This is a genomic window from Staphylococcus lugdunensis, assembly GCF_001558775.1.
GTDB lineage: Bacteria > Bacillota > Bacilli > Staphylococcales > Staphylococcaceae > Staphylococcus > Staphylococcus lugdunensis.
Map to the genome: position 1 here is coordinate 125,204 of NZ_CP014022.1, position 17,368 is coordinate 142,571.

General features: G+C 33.3%; 16 protein-coding genes, 1 riboswitch and 1 other annotated feature. All 16 genes read left to right on the forward strand.

Translation table 11 applies throughout. The features are described 5' to 3' along the window. Positions 1-301: 301 nt before the first annotated feature. The 16 genes from thrS (at position 302) to hemL (ending at position 17,346) form a co-directional block, all read left to right on the forward strand. A complete protein-coding gene (gene thrS / locus AL499_RS00610) occupies positions 302-2,239 on the forward strand; it encodes a threonine--tRNA ligase (protein ID WP_002493141.1) in 1,938 nt (645 codons plus the stop codon). A gap of 49 nt (positions 2,240-2,288) precedes the next feature. Beyond that, a riboswitch (Lysine riboswitch) is annotated at positions 2,289-2,464 on the forward strand. 238 nt (positions 2,465-2,702) lie between these two features. Then, positions 2,703-4,196 carry an amino acid permease gene (locus tag AL499_RS00615; RefSeq protein WP_002493144.1) on the forward strand — a complete coding sequence of 498 codons (1,494 nt, stop codon included), beginning with the start codon at positions 2,703-2,705 and terminating at the stop codon, positions 4,194-4,196. Between the two features lie 62 nt (positions 4,197-4,258). Continuing rightward, positions 4,259-4,384: a sequence feature (ribosomal protein L20 leader region), on the forward strand. A 23-nt stretch (positions 4,385-4,407) separates the two neighbouring features. Further along, positions 4,408-4,935 carry a translation initiation factor IF-3 gene (gene infC, locus AL499_RS00620; protein ID WP_002478060.1) on the forward strand — a complete coding sequence of 176 codons (528 nt, stop codon included), beginning with the start codon at positions 4,408-4,410 and terminating at the stop codon, positions 4,933-4,935. 28 nt (positions 4,936-4,963) lie between these two features. After that, positions 4,964-5,164 carry a 50S ribosomal protein L35 gene (gene rpmI / locus AL499_RS00625; protein ID WP_002458894.1) on the forward strand — a complete coding sequence of 67 codons (201 nt, stop codon included), beginning with the start codon at positions 4,964-4,966 and terminating at the stop codon, positions 5,162-5,164. Positions 5,165-5,211: 47 nt separating this feature from the next. Next, positions 5,212-5,568, forward strand: coding sequence for a 50S ribosomal protein L20 (gene rplT, locus AL499_RS00630; protein WP_002458895.1), 357 nt, complete (start codon positions 5,212-5,214; stop codon positions 5,566-5,568). A gap of 279 nt (positions 5,569-5,847) precedes the next feature. Then, positions 5,848-6,459 carry an NUDIX domain-containing protein gene (locus tag AL499_RS00635; protein WP_002492922.1) on the forward strand — a complete coding sequence of 204 codons (612 nt, stop codon included), beginning with the start codon at positions 5,848-5,850 and terminating at the stop codon, positions 6,457-6,459. 16 nt (positions 6,460-6,475) lie between these two features. Next, a complete protein-coding gene (locus tag AL499_RS00640) occupies positions 6,476-7,399 on the forward strand; it encodes a hypothetical protein (RefSeq protein ID WP_002458897.1) in 924 nt (307 codons plus the stop codon). A gap of 163 nt (positions 7,400-7,562) precedes the next feature. Continuing rightward, positions 7,563-8,870 (forward strand): trigger factor, encoded by a 1,308-nt coding sequence (gene tig, locus AL499_RS00645; RefSeq protein ID WP_002458898.1) that lies wholly within the window; start codon positions 7,563-7,565, stop codon positions 8,868-8,870. A 203-nt stretch (positions 8,871-9,073) separates the two neighbouring features. Beyond that, on the forward strand, positions 9,074-10,336 hold the full coding sequence (clpX, locus tag AL499_RS00650) for an ATP-dependent Clp protease ATP-binding subunit ClpX (protein ID WP_002458899.1): 1,263 nt from the start codon (positions 9,074-9,076) through the stop codon (positions 10,334-10,336). A gap of 136 nt (positions 10,337-10,472) precedes the next feature. Then, a complete protein-coding gene (yihA, locus tag AL499_RS00655) occupies positions 10,473-11,060 on the forward strand; it encodes a ribosome biogenesis GTP-binding protein YihA/YsxC (protein WP_002491884.1) in 588 nt (195 codons plus the stop codon). Between the two features lie 142 nt (positions 11,061-11,202). Next, the gene (hemA, locus tag AL499_RS00660) at positions 11,203-12,549 is read left to right on the forward strand and encodes a glutamyl-tRNA reductase (protein WP_002478065.1); all 1,347 of its coding nucleotides are present in this window, start codon (positions 11,203-11,205) and stop codon (positions 12,547-12,549) included. A 21-nt stretch (positions 12,550-12,570) separates the two neighbouring features. Continuing rightward, positions 12,571-13,383 carry a cytochrome C assembly family protein gene (locus tag AL499_RS00665; RefSeq protein WP_037540801.1) on the forward strand — a complete coding sequence of 271 codons (813 nt, stop codon included), beginning with the start codon at positions 12,571-12,573 and terminating at the stop codon, positions 13,381-13,383. A gap of 60 nt (positions 13,384-13,443) precedes the next feature. Continuing rightward, positions 13,444-14,376 carry a hydroxymethylbilane synthase gene (gene hemC, locus AL499_RS00670; RefSeq protein ID WP_037540800.1) on the forward strand — a complete coding sequence of 311 codons (933 nt, stop codon included), beginning with the start codon at positions 13,444-13,446 and terminating at the stop codon, positions 14,374-14,376. A 28-nt stretch (positions 14,377-14,404) separates the two neighbouring features. Beyond that, positions 14,405-15,085, forward strand: coding sequence for a uroporphyrinogen-III synthase (locus AL499_RS00675; protein ID WP_002458904.1), 681 nt, complete (start codon positions 14,405-14,407; stop codon positions 15,083-15,085). Then, positions 15,075-16,049 carry a porphobilinogen synthase gene (hemB, locus tag AL499_RS00680; protein ID WP_037540799.1) on the forward strand — a complete coding sequence of 325 codons (975 nt, stop codon included), beginning with the start codon at positions 15,075-15,077 and terminating at the stop codon, positions 16,047-16,049. Before AL499_RS00675 ends, hemB begins: the two co-directional genes overlap by 11 nt. Positions 16,050-16,062: 13 nt before the next feature. Next, positions 16,063-17,346, forward strand: a complete 1,284-nt coding sequence (hemL, locus tag AL499_RS00685) for a glutamate-1-semialdehyde 2,1-aminomutase (RefSeq protein WP_037540798.1) — start codon at positions 16,063-16,065, stop codon at positions 17,344-17,346. The last annotated feature ends 22 nt before the right edge of the window (positions 17,347-17,368 follow it).

The following is a 17,368-nucleotide window of genomic DNA, read 5'->3' on the forward strand; positions in this document are numbered from 1 at the left end:
TACGACATGTTAAGGGTATTATTTAGAAAGCCATTGGTTGATGAAAAATGGTTAATAACTTTTCGTGTTACTCCTTCATTTGTAGACATTTGTAATGAGTGTCCGGCTCAAGACCGTTATCTTATGTAGAGGTAGAGTGATGATATATTCATATAAGTACTTTAAGATATATGAAATTTCATTACTTAATTAGGGTGGCATCGCGATAATCTCGTCCCTTTGTTGGGATGGGATTTTTATTTTGCTGCTATATATAATAAAGAATCAACGATACTAGTTCATATTTTAGGAGGATGTTAGTATGACCAAAATAAATATTCAATTTCCTGACGGTAATAAGAAGGCTTTCGATAAAGGTATTACTACTGAAGAAATTGCACAGTCAATTAGTCCTGGATTACGTAAAAAAGCTGTAGCTGGTAAGTTTAATCAGCAACTCATTGACTTAGCACGACCACTTGAAGAAGATGGAGAAATCGAAATTGTTACTCCTGGTAGTGAAGAAGCATTAGAAGTGTTAAGACATTCAACAGCACATTTAATGGCAAATGCATTAAAACGTTTATATGGAAATGTACAATTTGGAGTTGGTCCGGTTATTGAAGGCGGGTTCTATTATGACTTTGATATGGAAAATAAAATTTCCTCAGACGATTTTGAAAAGATTGAAAAAATGATGAAACAAATCGTTAATGAAAATCATAAAATTGAACGTAAGGTTGTTTCTAGAGAAGAAGCTAAAGAATTCTTTAAGGATGACCCTTATAAATTAGAATTAATTGACGCAATTCCTCAAGATGAGATGGTCACATTGTATTCACAAGGCGACTTCACAGATTTATGTCGTGGGGTACATGTACCTTCAACAGCAAAAATCAAAGAATTTAAGTTATTATCTACTGCAGGGGCATATTGGCGTGGAGATAGCAATAATAAAATGCTTCAACGTATATATGGAACTGCTTTCTTCGACAAAAAAGACTTAAAAGCACATTTACAATTACTTGAAGAACGTCGTGAACGTGATCATCGTAAGATTGGTAAAGATTTAGAGTTGTTTACAAATAATCAGTTAGTTGGTGCTGGATTACCTCTTTGGTTGCCAAACGGTGCGACAATACGACGTGAAATTGAGCGCTATATCGTTGATAAAGAAGTTAGTATGGGATATGACCATGTTTATACACCTGTTTTAGCAAATGTCGATTTATATAGAACTTCTGGTCATTGGGCTCATTATAGATATGATATGTTTCCACCGATGAAATTAGATGAAAATGAAGAAATGGTATTACGTCCAATGAATTGTCCTCATCATATGATGATTTATAAAAATAAACCACATTCTTATCGTGAGTTACCAATCCGTCTTGCTGAATTAGGCACAATGCATCGTTATGAAGCAAGCGGTGCAGTATCAGGCCTACAGCGTGTTAGAGGTATGACTTTAAATGACTCACATATTTTTGTTAGACCTGACCAAATTAAGGATGAATTTAAGCGTGTAGTTCATATGATTCAAGATGTATATAAAGACTTTGGATTTGAAGATTATACATTCCGCTTAAGTTACAGAGACCCTGAAGATAAAGAGAAGTATATGGATGACGATGATATGTGGAATAAAGCAGAGTCAATGTTAAAAGAAGCAGTTGATGAGCTTGGTTTGCCTTATGTTGAAGCAATAGGTGAAGCGGCATTTTATGGTCCTAAACTAGATGTTCAGGTTAAAACTGCTATGGGCAAAGAAGAAACATTATCAACAGCACAACTAGACTTTTTATTGCCAGAGCGCTTTGAATTAACTTATATTGGTAGTGATGGTGAGTATCATAGACCAGTAGTGATACATCGTGGCGTTGTATCTACGATGGAACGTTTTGTCGCTTTCTTAACAGAAGAAACAAAAGGCGCTTTTCCAACATGGTTGGCACCTAAGCAAGTTGAAATTATTCCAGTCAATGTTGATTTACATTATGACTATGCAAGAAACTTGCAAGATGAATTAAAATCCCAAGGTGTACGAGTTGAAATTGATGATCGTAATGAAAAAATGGGTTATAAAATACGTGAAGCACAAATGCAGAAAATTCCATATCAAATTGTTGTCGGTGATAAAGAGGTTGAGAATAACCAAGTTAATGTTCGTCAATACGGCTCTCAAGATCAACAGACGCTTGAAAGGGACGAATTTATATGGAATTTAGTTGATGAAATCAGACTAAAAAAACATAGATAGTCTTGTAATATAGTAGGAATTAATGTATATTCATTATATAAAATTTTAAATTTGAGTTAGAGGTTGCAACTTTAATAAGTAACTTATCTATAGTTTTTATGGGACGCATATAGGTGAGTGAAAGGTAATGTTGCCGAAGCAAATGTTTATCCATAATAAATGTTTGTTGGGACAGTTATCGAATAGATACTGTACTGTCACAATATGTGATGTGCTACCAATATAGAAAAAATGGTTGTATATCTCTTATAGATATGTAACCATTTTTTATGCTTTAACATCGATTCGTTTGATAAAAAGAAAAGGACGCGATAAAACACTTGTAAAACAATAATAATTTCTCAACGGAAATTTTTGTGTATTTGACGATATAAAGATACGTTCATCATGTGTTTTGTCCCTTATCTACAATTGAAAAACGGGTGTATTTAGCTAGCCTCTACGTAAAAGAAAGGGAGCTTTTATGTCTAAGATTGAAAGTCAAAATGGCGGTATTATACGAGGATTAAAAGACCGTCATATTTCTATGATTGCTATGGGAGGGTGTATTGGTACAGGACTGTTTATGACTTCTGGTGGTGCCATACACGATGCAGGTGCGCTTGGCGCATTGATAGCATATGCAATTATTGGTATTATGGTATTTTTCTTAATGACTTCTTTAGGAGAGATGGCAACATACTTACCTGTCTCAGGTTCATTTAGTACTTATGCAACGCGCTTTGTAGATCCTTCATTAGGTTTTGCATTAGGTTGGAATTATTGGTTTAACTGGGTTATTACGGTTGCTGCGGATGTAACTATTGCCGCGCAAGTTATTCAATATTGGACACCAATGGCAGGGATACCTGCATGGCTATGGAGCTGTATCTTTTTAGTCATCATATTCTCATTGAATTCATTATCTGTAAGGATCTATGGTGAGAGTGAATATTGGTTCGCTTTAATTAAAGTTGTTACGGTTATTATTTTCATTGCTATTGGTCTACTAACTATTATTGGAATAATGGGTGGTAAATTTGTTGGCTTTGAAACATTTACTAAAGGCGAAGGACCTATACTTGGTGGGAATTTCGGCGGAAGCTTGCTATCTATATTAGGTGTGTTCTTAGTAGCAGGTTTTTCATTCCAAGGTACAGAACTTATAGGGATTACTGCTGGAGAATCTGAAAATCCAGAGCGTGCCGTGCCAAAGGCGATTAAACAAGTGTTTTGGAGAATATTGTTATTTTATATTTTAGCAATTTTTGTTATCGGAATGTTAATACCTTATGATAGTAATGCCTTAATGGGCGGAGATAATAGCATCTCAACTTCTCCATTTACATTAGTTTTTAAAAATGCTGGATTAGCTTTTGCCGCATCATTTATGAATGCAGTTATTTTAACTTCAGTATTATCTGCTGGTAACTCTGGAATGTATGCATCAACAAGAATGCTTTATTCAATGAGTAAAGATAAATTAGCATTCCCGATTTTCGGGAAAACTAATAAATATGGTGTGCCATATTTATCTTTATTACTCACAGCAATATTAGTGATCATTATCTTTTTAGTTCAAAAGGTTAGTGGCAATGCATATGAATATATCGTTGCGGCAAGTGGCATGACTGGTTTTATCGCATGGGTAGGTATTGCTGTAAGTCACTATCGATTTAGACGTGCATTCCAACGACAACACCATAATAAAAAAGAATTAAAATACAAAGCTAAATGGTTCCCATTTGGACCTATTTTTGCTGGTATTCTATGCGTTATTGTTATCATAGGTCAAGATGTGGATTTCATTAAAACTGGTGAATTTGATTTAAATCGCTTTGTTATTACTTATATGGGTATTCCGGTATTCTTAGTGTTCTTTATTTATCATAAATTAAGATACAAAACCAAAAAGATTCCACTAGAAGAAGTTGATTTAAGACAAGATGTTCACATGAATGAAATAAAACACCATTAATTTATAAAAGTAATTGACTTAATCATATAATGTTGTTATGATTGTATACGTTGAATACGAAACGTACCAAGTAGAAACACCCGTTTCTCACCTGTAGCGACGCATCAAGCTGTTGGCAGGTTAACATGACAGGCATTATTATGTCAGATTAAAGAGCGGGTATGCTATACCTGCTCTTTTTTGCTTGGAAAATTTCGTAAAATTTTGGGAGGTGTCAATCATAGCAAAAGATCAAACTCAAATTAATGAGAAAATTCGTGCTAAAGAATTACGTTTAATCGGACAAGATGGTGAGCAAATTGGAGTGAAATCTAAACGTGAAGCGTTAGAAATGGCTGAACGCGTAGAATTAGATTTGGTTGTAGTAGCTCCAAATGCTAAACCGCCTGTTGCAAGAATAATGGATTATGGTAAGTATAAATTCGAGCAACAGAAGAAAGAAAAAGAAATGAAGAAAAAACAAAAAGTCATCAATGTTAAAGAAATTCGTCTAAGTCCAACTATTGAGGAACATGATTTCCAAACGAAGTTGAAAAATGGACGTAAGTTCTTAACCAAAGGTGACAAATGTAAGGTTTCAATTCGCTTCAGAGGCCGTGCAATTACACATAAAGAAATTGGTCAACGTGTTCTTGAAAAATTTGCTGACGAGTGTAAAGATATTGCCACTGTTGAACAAAAACCTAAAATGGATGGGCGTCAAATGTTTATCATGTTAGCGCCAGTCAACGAAAAATAATTTAACGATTAGTAGGAGGAAATGGATCATGCCTAAAATGAAAACTCACCGTGGAGCAGCTAAACGTGTTAAAAGAACTGGTTCAGGACAATTAAAACGTTCTAGAGCGTTTACTTCACATTTATTTGCAAATAAAAATACAAAACAAAAACGTCACTTACGTAAAGCAAGATTAGTTTCTAAAAGCGACTTAAAACGCGTAAAACAATTACTTGCATACAAAAAGTAACAACCAATAATGAACATATAGAGTGATTTACTAAGGAGGAATTTAATATGCCACGAGTTAAAGGTGGAACAGTAACAAGAGCGCGTCGTAAAAAAACGATTAAATTAGCTAAAGGTTACTTTGGTTCAAAACATACATTATATAAAGTAGCAAAACAACAAGTTATGAAATCAGGTCAATATGCATTCCGTGACCGTCGTCAACGTAAACGTGATTTCCGTAAATTATGGATTACACGTATCAATGCTGCAGCACGTCAACATGACATGAGTTATTCTCGTTTGATGAATGGCTTGAAAAAAGCTGACATCGATATTAACCGAAAAATGCTTTCTGAAATCGCAATTTCAGATGAAAAAGCTTTTGGCGAATTAGTTTCTAAAGCAAAAGAAGCTTTAAAATAATATTTCAAAAATCCGGGACATAGAGGTATCGGATTAAAACAAAAACGCTAAATTCTATCATGTTTCAATAGAATTTAGCGTTTTTGTAATTTTTTATAACTTATAGCATGCAGTATTGATTTCAAGAGAAGGACAGAGAGAATTTTAAATCATCTTTATGTTATTATTACGAGACTTATGTCCAAGACTCTACACCATTATTCACTTTTCATTACATTGTCAATCATTTTAATAGTTTGCTAAAATGTGAGATAAGAAATATTTAATAAGGAGAAAAACATGTCTAAATTTGATGAACAAATTATTGTAGTTCCTAGATCAATATTATTTGATAATAATAAAAATGCATTTAATGGTTTTTTAACCAAACATGGTAATCAGGGTGAAGAGATATTTAATAAGTTAGATGCTTATGAAGTAAAACGACGTGGTGATATGGAAGAAGATCCAAGTTATAAACAATTAATATCTTACTGCTTACTCGAAAATGAACATGGTGAAATATTAGTTTATGAACGTTTATCAGGTGGTGGCGAGCAAAGGTTACACGGGCAGAGTTCAATTGGCGTAGGTGGTCATATGAATGACGTCGTAGGCGCCGATAATGTCAATGAAGTACTTCGTGTCAACGCACAAAGAGAATTAGAGGAAGAAGTTGGTCTATCATCAGACAAATCGCAGAATATGCAATATATTGGTTTTATTAATGATGATAATAATGAAGTTGGTCGTGTACACATTGGTGTTGTCTTTAAAATTACAGTCAATTCCAATGATGTAGAGGCTAAGGAGACAGACACGTTAAGAATTAAATGGATGGAACAAGGTAAAATAGATAATTATGACGATTTTGAAACTTGGAGTGCTTTAATTCTACAAGATTTGTATTAATTGAGGTGTAAATAAGATGTCCGATGTTATACCTTTTCCTAGATCACAACTAAAGCTAACAAACGAAATTATTGATGCTCATAAAAATAAAAATCATACGTTAGTTTATGATTTATTTGAAACATACGAAGCACATTTTGAACTTGATGAAACGCTGTCTTTGATTAAATGTGAGACATTACTACAGCTAAATGCTTTTTTAGAGCTCAGAGAAGAAACGATTATTTTATTAAAGAAGGGCTTACAAAAGTATGATGAATTAATGATATATTACATTCAAAGTTTAAATGGCTTGGGACAATACTTTGAAGCAGTGGAAGTTATTGATCAAATTATTGATGAAGTAAAACTTCATGAAACAAGGATGGCACTTCATCCGATGCGTGAATTTGCTAAAGCACAATTATTAGAAGATAAACAACGTGTGACGGATATGCTTGGTCGCTTTGAATCATTATCGCGACGTGAGCAATCTCAACTGATATTACAACTTATTGATAATGGCCATTATGAATTTAAAGATTCAATTGCTAACATTATTCATTATTATCAAATACCACCACATGTGCTTAGTGTAATGATCGAGTATCTAAGATTTGCGCAATATTCAAAAGAAATTTCTATTCGAAAATATAGTCAAACATTTACAGTCCAACCTAATTTATTACTAGGTTTTGAGCATACATCTATGAAGACACAAGTGATTCCTGAAGTAATGAAAAAACTGGAAGACAATGAATTTAATCTTTTAAATGAAGCAAGACATATTATGAATAATCACACCATTTTACTTTATCCACTGGATATATATGATTTGTATAATAAGCAACAGTGGATAGATGGCTATGTTACTTATTTTAAATCTATGTTTGATTTAAGCAACAACGAAGACAATATGAGTATATTGTGTTTTATTCAGCAATTAGATAAAGATGTGTAGGCTAATCACTTTTAAATTGAAGGTGTATCAGTTAATATAAATTTGTTGTGAAACTACACAAATATGGCTAAACACCAGAATATCAATGTTTGTCTCCATAATTGTCGTATGATATAATGATGGAGTTGAAAAATTAAAAAAGTAAGCATGGAGGTATTTATACATGACAGCAACTTGGGAAAAAAAGGAAGGTAACGAAGGATTATTGACAGTTACAGTTCCTGCAGAAAAAGTAAACAAAGCGTTAGATAAAGCTTTTAAAAAAGTAGTTAAACAAATTAATGTACCTGGTTTCCGTAAAGGAAAAGTACCACGTCCAATCTTTGAACAACGTTTTGGTGTGGAAGCATTATATCAAGATGCAGTAGATATTTTATTACCAGAAGCATATGGTGAAGCCATTGAAGAAACAGGTATCAAACCAGTTGATCAACCTGAAGTAAACGTAACTCAAATTGAAAAAGGCAAAGACTTTGAATTTGAAGCAACTGTTACAGTTGAACCAGAAGTTGAATTAGGTGACTATAAAGGTTTAGAAATTGAAAAGCAAGAAACAGAATTAACAGATGAAGAATTACAAGAGTCTATTGACCATAGTTTGAGTCATTTAGCTGATATGGTAGTTAAAGAAGACGGCGTAGTTGAAAATGGCGATACTGTAAATATTGACTTCTCTGGTTCAGTAGATGGTGAAGCATTTGAAGGTGGACAAGCTGAAAAATACGATCTAGAAATCGGTTCAGGGTCATTTATTCCAGGATTTGAAGAACAATTAGAAGGCTTAAAAACTGGAGAAGAAAAAGACGTTGTTGTTACTTTCCCAGAAGAATATCATGCTGAAGAATTAGCTGGTAAAGAAGCTACATTCAAAACTAAAATCAATGAAATCAAATTTAAAGAAGTTCCAGAATTGGATGATGAAATTGCGAACGAATTAGATTCTGAGGCAAATTCAGTTGATGAGTATAAAGAAAATCTACGCAAGCGTTTAGCTGAACAAAAAGAGACTAACGCTGAAAACGTAGAAAAAGAAGAAGCAATCAACAAAGCAACAGAAAATGCTAAAATTGATATTCCTCAAGCAATGATTAATACTGAATTAGATCGTATGGTTCAAGAATTTGCACAAAGAATTCAGCAACAAGGATTAGATTTACAAACGTACTTCCAAATTTCTGGTCAAGATGAATCTCAAATGAGAGAACAGATGAAAGGCGATGCAGAACAACGTGTTAAAACAAACTTAACACTTACAGCAATTGCCGATGCTGAAAACATTGAGGTATCTGAAGAAGATATTGATAAAGAATTAGAAAAAATGAGTTCACAATTTAACCTTTCAGTTGAAGATATTAAAAATACATTAGGAAATACAGATATCATCAAAAATGACGTTCGTATTCAAAAAGTGATCGACTTATTACGCGACAACGCAAAATTAGTAGAAGCAAAATCTGAAGACAAAGAATAAACGGCGTCAGTGTAACAAATCAAATTGAGATATTTATGTACTCATTATTTCTCAAATTATTATTTTAATAGATAATTGAAGGTAGCAGGTGCATCATTTATGTATCTGCTACTCTACATTTAAGCAGAAGAGTTGTAGAAGTATTAAGTTGCATTGTAAAATGCATTCTAGTATAGTCGTTAGGGAATAGAGGTGTAAAAGGAATGTTTAAATTTAATGAAGACGAAGAAAATTTAAAATGTTCTTTCTGCGGTAAGGATCAAGATCAAGTAAAGAAATTAGTAGCAGGAAGTGGCGTTTATATATGCAATGAGTGTATTGAGTTATGTTCAGAAATTGTTGAAGAAGAGTTAGCACAAACATCTTCGGAAGAATTTACTGAAGTACCTACACCTAAAGAAATCATGGCACATTTAAATGAATATGTTATCGGACAAGAAAAAGCAAAAAAATCATTAGCAGTTGCTGTGTATAATCACTATAAACGTATACAGCAATTAGGTCCAAATGAAGATGAAGTTGAGCTTCAAAAAAGTAACATCGCGTTAATTGGACCAACTGGTAGTGGTAAAACATTGCTCGCACAAACGTTAGCGAAAACATTAAATGTACCATTTGCTATTGCGGATGCAACAAGCTTAACAGAAGCTGGTTATGTGGGCGACGATGTTGAAAATATTTTATTACGCCTTATTCAAGCAGCTGATTTTGATATAGATAAAGCGGAAAAAGGTATTATATATGTCGATGAAATTGATAAGATTGCTCGCAAATCTGAAAACACATCTATCACACGTGATGTCTCAGGTGAAGGTGTACAACAGGCATTGCTAAAAATTTTAGAAGGTACGACTGCAAGTGTACCGCCACAAGGTGGAAGAAAGCATCCAAATCAAGAACTAATTCAAATTGATACGACTAACATACTATTTATTCTTGGTGGTGCTTTTGATGGTATTGAAGAAGTGATTAAACGTCGCCTTGGTGAAAAAGTAATTGGCTTTGCTAGTAATGAAGCTGATAAATATGATGAAGAAGCATTACTTGCACAAATTAGACCAGAAGATTTACAAGCATATGGCTTAATTCCTGAGTTTATTGGGCGTGTGCCAGTTGTAGCAAATTTAGAAACATTAGATGTTAAAGCATTAAAAAATATTTTAACACAACCTAAGAATGCGCTTGTAAAACAATACACTAAAATGCTTGAACTAGATAATGTCGATCTTGAGTTTACGGATGATGCATTGTCTGCAATTAGTGAAAAAGCGATAGAACGGAAAACAGGTGCACGTGGCTTGCGTTCAATTATTGAAGAAGCATTAATCAATATTATGTATGATGTGCCATCAACAGAGAATGTCTTTAAAGTTGTTATTACGTCAGATACAATAAACAATGAAATAGAACCAGAATTATATGACTCAGAAGGACAATTAATTAATAAAAATAAAACTTCAGCTTAAATTAGAAATGAAAGCGAAATGAGAATTTAATTACAATTCCATTTCGCTTTTTATATTATTTCATAATGACAATTTGAGTATGAAAATGATAAAGTAATTTAGGAAAGATTTTTAAATGATAAAGCGAGGATACAATATGAAGATAAATCCCAACAATATTGAGTTATTAATCAGTGCCGTAAAGGAAGAGCAATATCCAGATACTAATCTTTCAGAAATAGCTTTAAGTGGTCGTTCTAATGTTGGAAAATCTACGTTTATTAATAGTATGATTGGTAGAAAAAACATGGCACGCACATCTCAGCAGCCCGGGAAGACTCAAACATTAAACTTTTATAATATTGATCAACAACTCATATTTGTAGATGTACCTGGATATGGCTATGCAAAAGTGAGCAAATCTCAAAGAGAAAAGTTTGGCAAAATGATTGAAGAATATATCACAACTCGTGAAAATTTAAGGCTTGTTATTCAATTGGTTGACTTACGCCATGATCCGACACAAGATGACATATTAATGTACAATTATTTAAAGCATTTTGATATTCCAACGTTAGTTATTTGCACCAAAGAAGATAAAATTCCTAAAGGGAAAGTGCAAAAGCATTTGAAGAATATAAAAGAAAAATTAGATTTAGAAGATGAAGATAATATCATTAGTTATTCTTCAATTAAAAACAGTAGACAACAACAAATATGGAATTTAATTGAACCTTATCTATAAAGATTCACTATATGTTCATCATAAACTATGACAATTTTTTGAAACTAAATTAGAATGTTTCTAAATTATTTAAGCAAGGTACTTAAACACATTATAATATATGTTATACTATGGTTATTGTAAGTATATGGAGGGCGTTAAAATGCATTTTATTGCTATAAGTATAAATCATCGCACTGCCGATGTTGCACTTAGAGAGCAAGTTGCTTTTAGAAATGATGCCTTACGTATTGCACATTTAGATTTATTTGAAACGAAGTCTATTTTGGAAAACGTTATTCTTTCTACGTGCAATCGTACTGAAGTATACGCTATTGTTGATCAAATTCATACGGGTCGCTATTATATTCAACGATTTTTAGCACGTTCATTTGGATTTGAAGTAGATGATATTAAAGCGATGTCAGAAGTTAAAGTGGGGGACGAAGCAGTAGAACATTTATTGCGAGTCACTTCTGGCTTAGATTCAATTGTATTAGGTGAAACACAAATCTTAGGTCAAATTAGAGATGCATTTTTCTTAGCCCAAGATAATCAAACAACTGGTACAATTTTTAATCATTTATTTAAACAGGCGATTACTTTTGCTAAAAAAGCACATAATGAAACAGATATTGCAGATAATGCGGTAAGTGTTTCTTATGCTGCTGTTGAATTAGCTAAAAAGGTATTTGGTAAACTGAAAAGTAAACAAGCAATCATTATTGGTGCAGGGGAAATGAGTGAACTATCTTTACTTAATTTATTAGGTGCTGGATTAACAAATATTACAGTAGTTAATAGAACACATTCAAAAGCACAAGAATTAGCTGAAAAACACAATGTAAGTTATGCAACTTTGAACGAGCTTCCAGAATTATTAATTCAAGCTGACATGGTAATTAGTTCAACAAGTTCGCCTGATTATGTTATTACTAAACAAATGATGGAGTATGTTGTACAATATCGTTCAGTGGCTTCTTTATTGTTACTTGATATCGCAGTACCTAGAGACATAGATCCTCAAGTGTCTGTAACAGATAATATTTTTAGTTATGATGTGGATGACTTAAACGGATTAGTTGATGCTAATTTAAGAGAGCGTCAATTGGCTGCAGATATTATTGCACAGCAGATTCCTTCAGCAATTGATGCCCATAATGATTGGGTTAATATGTTAGGAGTAGTTCCGGTTATTCGAGCGCTTAGAGAAAAAGCTATGGCGATTCAGGCTGAAACGATGGAAAGCATAGATCGCAAATTGCCTGATCTAAGTGAAAGGGAACGTAAAGTTATCTCTAAACACACTAAAAGTATCATCAATCAAATGCTAAAGGATCCTATTAAACAAGCTAAAGAATTAAGTAATGATAAAAACAGTTATGAAAAATTAGAGCTATTTCAAAACATTTTTGATATAGATGCAGAAGATCCATATCAGCAAGTAAAAGAACGCAAGGCACATCAAGAAAGTGAATTAGCAGTGCGTCGTATTTTTAGTTTTGAATAAGCATATTAATATGGTGATGATATGCAAGAAACCCTGTTTATTAGATTTCACGAAGTTATTTTAATCATATATGTTTTAAGTTTATTATGTTATTTTTGGGATTTTGTTAGAAAAACACATAAAGTGAGAACTTTTGGAAATTACACACTAGGGATTGTTTGGATGTTACAAACAATCTCTTTGTCTGTATATATCACTTCGCAACATGAAGTACCATTAGGTTCTATATTCGATGTTTTTTTCTTTTTGGCTTGGATATTAATCACAATTTCATTAATATTAAATTTAATAAAGAGTATGAGTTTCTCAGTATTTTTCTTGAATTTAATAGGATTAGTGCTGTTAACAATGAGTACATTCCAACCTGATAACTACTCAACCCACGTAGAAAAAAGCGCTGTAATTAATGAGCTTCTTTTAGTCCATATTGGGCTTGCGGTACTTAGTTATGCATTTTATGCATTAGCATTTGTCAATGCACTACTTTTTATTATTCAATATCGCAACCTTAAAGAGAAAAATTTTGATCAAAAATATTTTCGCATTGGCAGTGTTGCTTCATTAGAAAATATTGTTTTTTATTCATCATTAGCCGGCTTTGTCCTAATGATAATGAGCATTATTTTAGGAGCACAATGGGGTATGTTTTCAGTTGGTAAAAGTATTTTTATAGATCCTAAAGTGATTTTATCATCAATTATTACTTCACTTTATGCTATTTATTTATTATGCCATGTTAAACGATGGCTAAGTGCGAAGCATCTCATTTATTTTAATATTATTTTGTTTTGCCTATGTATGATAAATCTTTTCTGTACAACACATTTTTCATAGGTTTATATTATGGCTTATGATGCTATTTACTTTGCAGATGTATTTTTAGGAGGATAGTCTATGCGCAAACTGGTTGTGGGATCACGAAGAAGTAAATTAGCTTTGACACAAAGCAAGCAATTTATTGATAAATTAAAAGAAATTAATCCGGATTTAGAAATAGAAATTAAAGAAATTGTGACAAAAGGTGACCAGATTTTAGATAAACAATTATCTAAAGTTGGGGGCAAAGGCTTGTTTGTCAAAGAAATCCAACACGAACTTTTTAATAAAGAAATTGATTTTGCGATACATTCTTTAAAAGATGTTCCAAGTATTCTGCCTGAAGGTTTAACTTTAGGCTGCATTCCCGATAGAGAAAATCCATTTGATGCGTACATTGCAAAAAATCATACGCCACTTGATCAGTTACCAGATGGTAGTATTGTTGGCACTAGTTCTTTACGACGCGGCGCACAAATTTTAGCAAAATATCCTAATCTTGAGATTAAATGGATAAGAGGTAACATTGATACCCGTCTTCATAAATTAGAAACTGAAAATTATGATGCTATTATTTTAGCTGCAGCAGGACTAAAGCGTATGGGTTGGTCAGATGATATTGTCACAACTTATTTAGATAAAGATGTTTTATTACCCGCAATTGGACAAGGTGCATTAGGGATAGAATGTCGTAGTGATGATGTTGAGTTGTTAGCTTTACTTAAGCAAGTGCATAATCAACAAGTAGCTGACTGTGTAACAGCAGAGAGAACATTTCTTGCAGCAATGGACGGCAGTTGTCAAGTTCCAATAGGGGGTTATGCAACGAATAAAACTAATGGAGATATTGAATTTACTGGATTGATTATGACTCCTGATGGAAAAGAACGATATGAGCATACTGAAAGCGGCAATAATCCTATAGAATTAGGTAATAAAGTTAGCGATGTTTTAATTGAACAAGGTGCTTATGAAATAATTAGAAAATTAAACGACCAACAATTGCATTAATACCATAAATATTGAGGTGTAATGAAAAATGAAGCCAGTTGTAGTAATGACGCAAACGAGTAATGTAAAAAGTGATTTGATTGAGATTGTGCATAAACCGTTTATTAAAATCCAATCGCTTGAATTTAACACTCAGCTATTGCACGATAACTATGACTGGATTATTTTTTCTTCTAAAAATGCTGTACAATTATTTTATCCTTTTTTTAATAGCGTTAATATAAAGTATGTAGCAGCGATAGGGGATAAAACAGCGCAACTATGTCAAGAACTAGGTATAAAAGTTGATTTTATACCTGATGATTATTCCCAAGAAGGACTTATTTCTAAGTTGAAGTTGCAAAATCAAAAGCTTCTAATACCTAGTAGCGCACAAGCGCGACCTTATTTGCAACGGAAACTATCACAAAATAATAAGGTAGTAAAGATTGACTTGTATACACCTATTGCACATAGGGATAATATCCATGAAGTAATTAAGTTGATATCAAATAACAAAATCGATGCACTTACATTTTCAAGTTCTTCAGCTGTGCATTACTTTTTTGAAGAAGCTAACCTTCCAAACTTTTATGCTTACTACGCAATTGGCCGTCAGACTGCTAACACGATTAGATATTATGGGTATGAACCTAAGATTGCTGATAATCAAACCTTAGAATCATTGATAAATAAAATTATAGAAAGTAGGAATTACAATGAAATTTGATAGACACAGAAGATTGCGTACTTCAGAAACGATGCGCAATTTAGTAAGAGAAAATCACGTAAGAAAAGAAGACTTAATTTATCCTATATTCGTAGTTGAAAAGGACAATGTAAAAAGTGAGATTACTTCTCTACCTGGAGTATATCAAATAAGCTTAAATTTATTAGATGATGAAATTAATGAAGCATATGATTTAGGAATTAGAGCAATTATGTTCTTTGGTGTTCCAAATGCTAAAGATGAAGTTGGTTCAGGTGCGTATGATCTTAATGGTGTTGTTCAACAGGCAACTCGTAAAGCGAAATCATTGCACGAAGATTTATTAATTGTTGCAGATACTTGTTTGTGTGAATACACTGACCATGGCCATTGTGGTGTCATTGATGAACATACACATGATGTTGATAATGACAAATCATTGCCATTACTTGTTAAAACAGCTGTTTCTCAAGTTGAAGCTGGTGCAGATATTATTGCACCTAGCAATATGATGGATGGGTTTGTGGCTGAAATACGCCAAGGTTTGGATGACGCAGGCTACTATAATGTACCAATTATGAGTTATGGTATTAAATATGCTTCTAGTTTCTTTGGTCCATTTAGAGACGCTGCTGATTCTGCACCATCATTTGGTGATAGAAAGACTTACCAAATGGATCCAGCAAATCGTTTAGAAGCATTAAGAGAATTAGAAAGTGATTTAAAAGAAGGCGCAGATATGATGATTGTTAAACCCGCTTTAAGTTATTTGGATATTGTGCGGGACGTTAAAAATAATACGAATATTCCTGTAGTGGCATACAACGTCAGTGGTGAGTATGCAATGACAAAAGCTGCAGCAATAAATGGTTGGATTGATGAAGAACATGTTGTAATGGAACAAATGGTATCAATGAAACGTGCAGGTGTGGATATGATTATTACTTATTTTGCAAAAGATATATGTCGTTATTTAGATAAATAGAGGGAGGTAGACTATGAGTTACGAAAAATCAATAGAAGCAATGGCTATAGCTGAAAATTTAATGCCTGGTGGTGTAAATAGTCCTGTTAGAGCTTTTAAATCCGTAGATACGCCTGCAATATTTATGGATCATGCTGAAGGATCCAAAATTTACGATATAGATGGCAATGAATATATCGATTACGTATTGAGTTGGGGGCCGCTGATCTTAGGGCATAAGAACCCACAAGTTATTGAAAAGTTGCATGAAGCTGTTGATAAAGGGACGAGTTTTGGTGCATCAACGCTAAAAGAGAATCAACTTGCTAAACTTGTTATTGAACGGGTACCATCAATTGAGAAGATACGTATGGTATCGTCAGGTACCGAGGCAACATTAGATACTTTACGATTAGCTCGTGGTTATACAGGACGCAATAAAATTGTCAAATTTGAAGGCTGTTATCACGGTCATAGTGATTCTTTACTAATTAAAGCAGGTTCAGGTGTTGCTACATTAGGCTTACCTGATTCACCAGGTGTTCCAGAAGGCACAGCGAAAAATACAATTACAGTGCCGTATAATGATTTAGATGCAGTCAAATTGGCATTTGAAAACTATGGTGATGATATTGCTGGTATAATCGTTGAACCAGTAGCTGGAAATATGGGAGTCGTCCCACCAGTTGATGGCTTTTTACAAGGTTTAAGAGATATTACGACTCAATATGGAGCGTTGCTTATTTTTGATGAAGTAATGACTGGTTTTCGTGTTGGATACCATTGTGCTCAAGGTTATTTTAATGTAATTCCTGATTTAACATGTTTAGGAAAAGTCATCGGCGGCGGTTTGCCAGTAGGAGCTTTCGGTGGTAAAAAAGAAATTATGGACCATATTGCTCCTGAAGGCGATATTTATCAAGCGGGAACCTTATCAGGTAATCCGTTGGCAATGACAAGCGGTTATGAAACGCTAAGTCAGCTAACCCCAACATCTTATGATTACTTCCAAGAATTAGGGGATTTATTAGAACAAGGATTGAAAGAGATCTTTGCTAAACATAATGTACCTATCACTGTTAACAGAGCTGGATCAATGATTGGCTATTTCTTAAACGATGGTCCTGTAACTAACTTTGAACAAGCAAATAACAGTGATTTAAAACTCTTTAGCCAAATGTATCGTGAAATGGCAAAAGAAGGGGTATTCTTGCCGCCATCACAATTTGAAGGTACATTTTTATCTACGGCACATACTAAAGACGACATAAAAACAACAATTCAAGCATTTGATACTGCTTTAAGTCGTATTGTATAATGAATTTAATAATATGAGGTTA

Coding starts and splice junctions, on each gene's coding strand:
- thrS (WP_002493141.1), top strand. CDS start 302: ATGACCAAAATAAATATTCAATTTCCTGACGGTAATAAGAAGGCTTTC.
- AL499_RS00615 (WP_002493144.1), top strand. CDS start 2,703: ATGTCTAAGATTGAAAGTCAAAATGGCGGTATTATACGAGGATTAAAA.
- rpmI (WP_002458894.1), top strand. CDS start 4,964: ATGCCTAAAATGAAAACTCACCGTGGAGCAGCTAAACGTGTTAAAAGA.
- rplT (WP_002458895.1), top strand. CDS start 5,212: ATGCCACGAGTTAAAGGTGGAACAGTAACAAGAGCGCGTCGTAAAAAA.
- AL499_RS00635 (WP_002492922.1), top strand. CDS start 5,848: ATGTCTAAATTTGATGAACAAATTATTGTAGTTCCTAGATCAATATTA.
- AL499_RS00640 (WP_002458897.1), top strand. CDS start 6,476: ATGTCCGATGTTATACCTTTTCCTAGATCACAACTAAAGCTAACAAAC.
- tig (WP_002458898.1), top strand. CDS start 7,563: ATGACAGCAACTTGGGAAAAAAAGGAAGGTAACGAAGGATTATTGACA.
- clpX (WP_002458899.1), top strand. CDS start 9,074: ATGTTTAAATTTAATGAAGACGAAGAAAATTTAAAATGTTCTTTCTGC.
- yihA (WP_002491884.1), top strand. CDS start 10,473: ATGAAGATAAATCCCAACAATATTGAGTTATTAATCAGTGCCGTAAAG.
- hemA (WP_002478065.1), top strand. CDS start 11,203: ATGCATTTTATTGCTATAAGTATAAATCATCGCACTGCCGATGTTGCA.
- AL499_RS00665 (WP_037540801.1), top strand. CDS start 12,571: ATGCAAGAAACCCTGTTTATTAGATTTCACGAAGTTATTTTAATCATA.
- hemC (WP_037540800.1), top strand. CDS start 13,444: ATGCGCAAACTGGTTGTGGGATCACGAAGAAGTAAATTAGCTTTGACA.
- AL499_RS00675 (WP_002458904.1), top strand. CDS start 14,405: ATGAAGCCAGTTGTAGTAATGACGCAAACGAGTAATGTAAAAAGTGAT.
- hemB (WP_037540799.1), top strand. CDS start 15,075: ATGAAATTTGATAGACACAGAAGATTGCGTACTTCAGAAACGATGCGC.
- hemL (WP_037540798.1), top strand. CDS start 16,063: ATGAGTTACGAAAAATCAATAGAAGCAATGGCTATAGCTGAAAATTTA.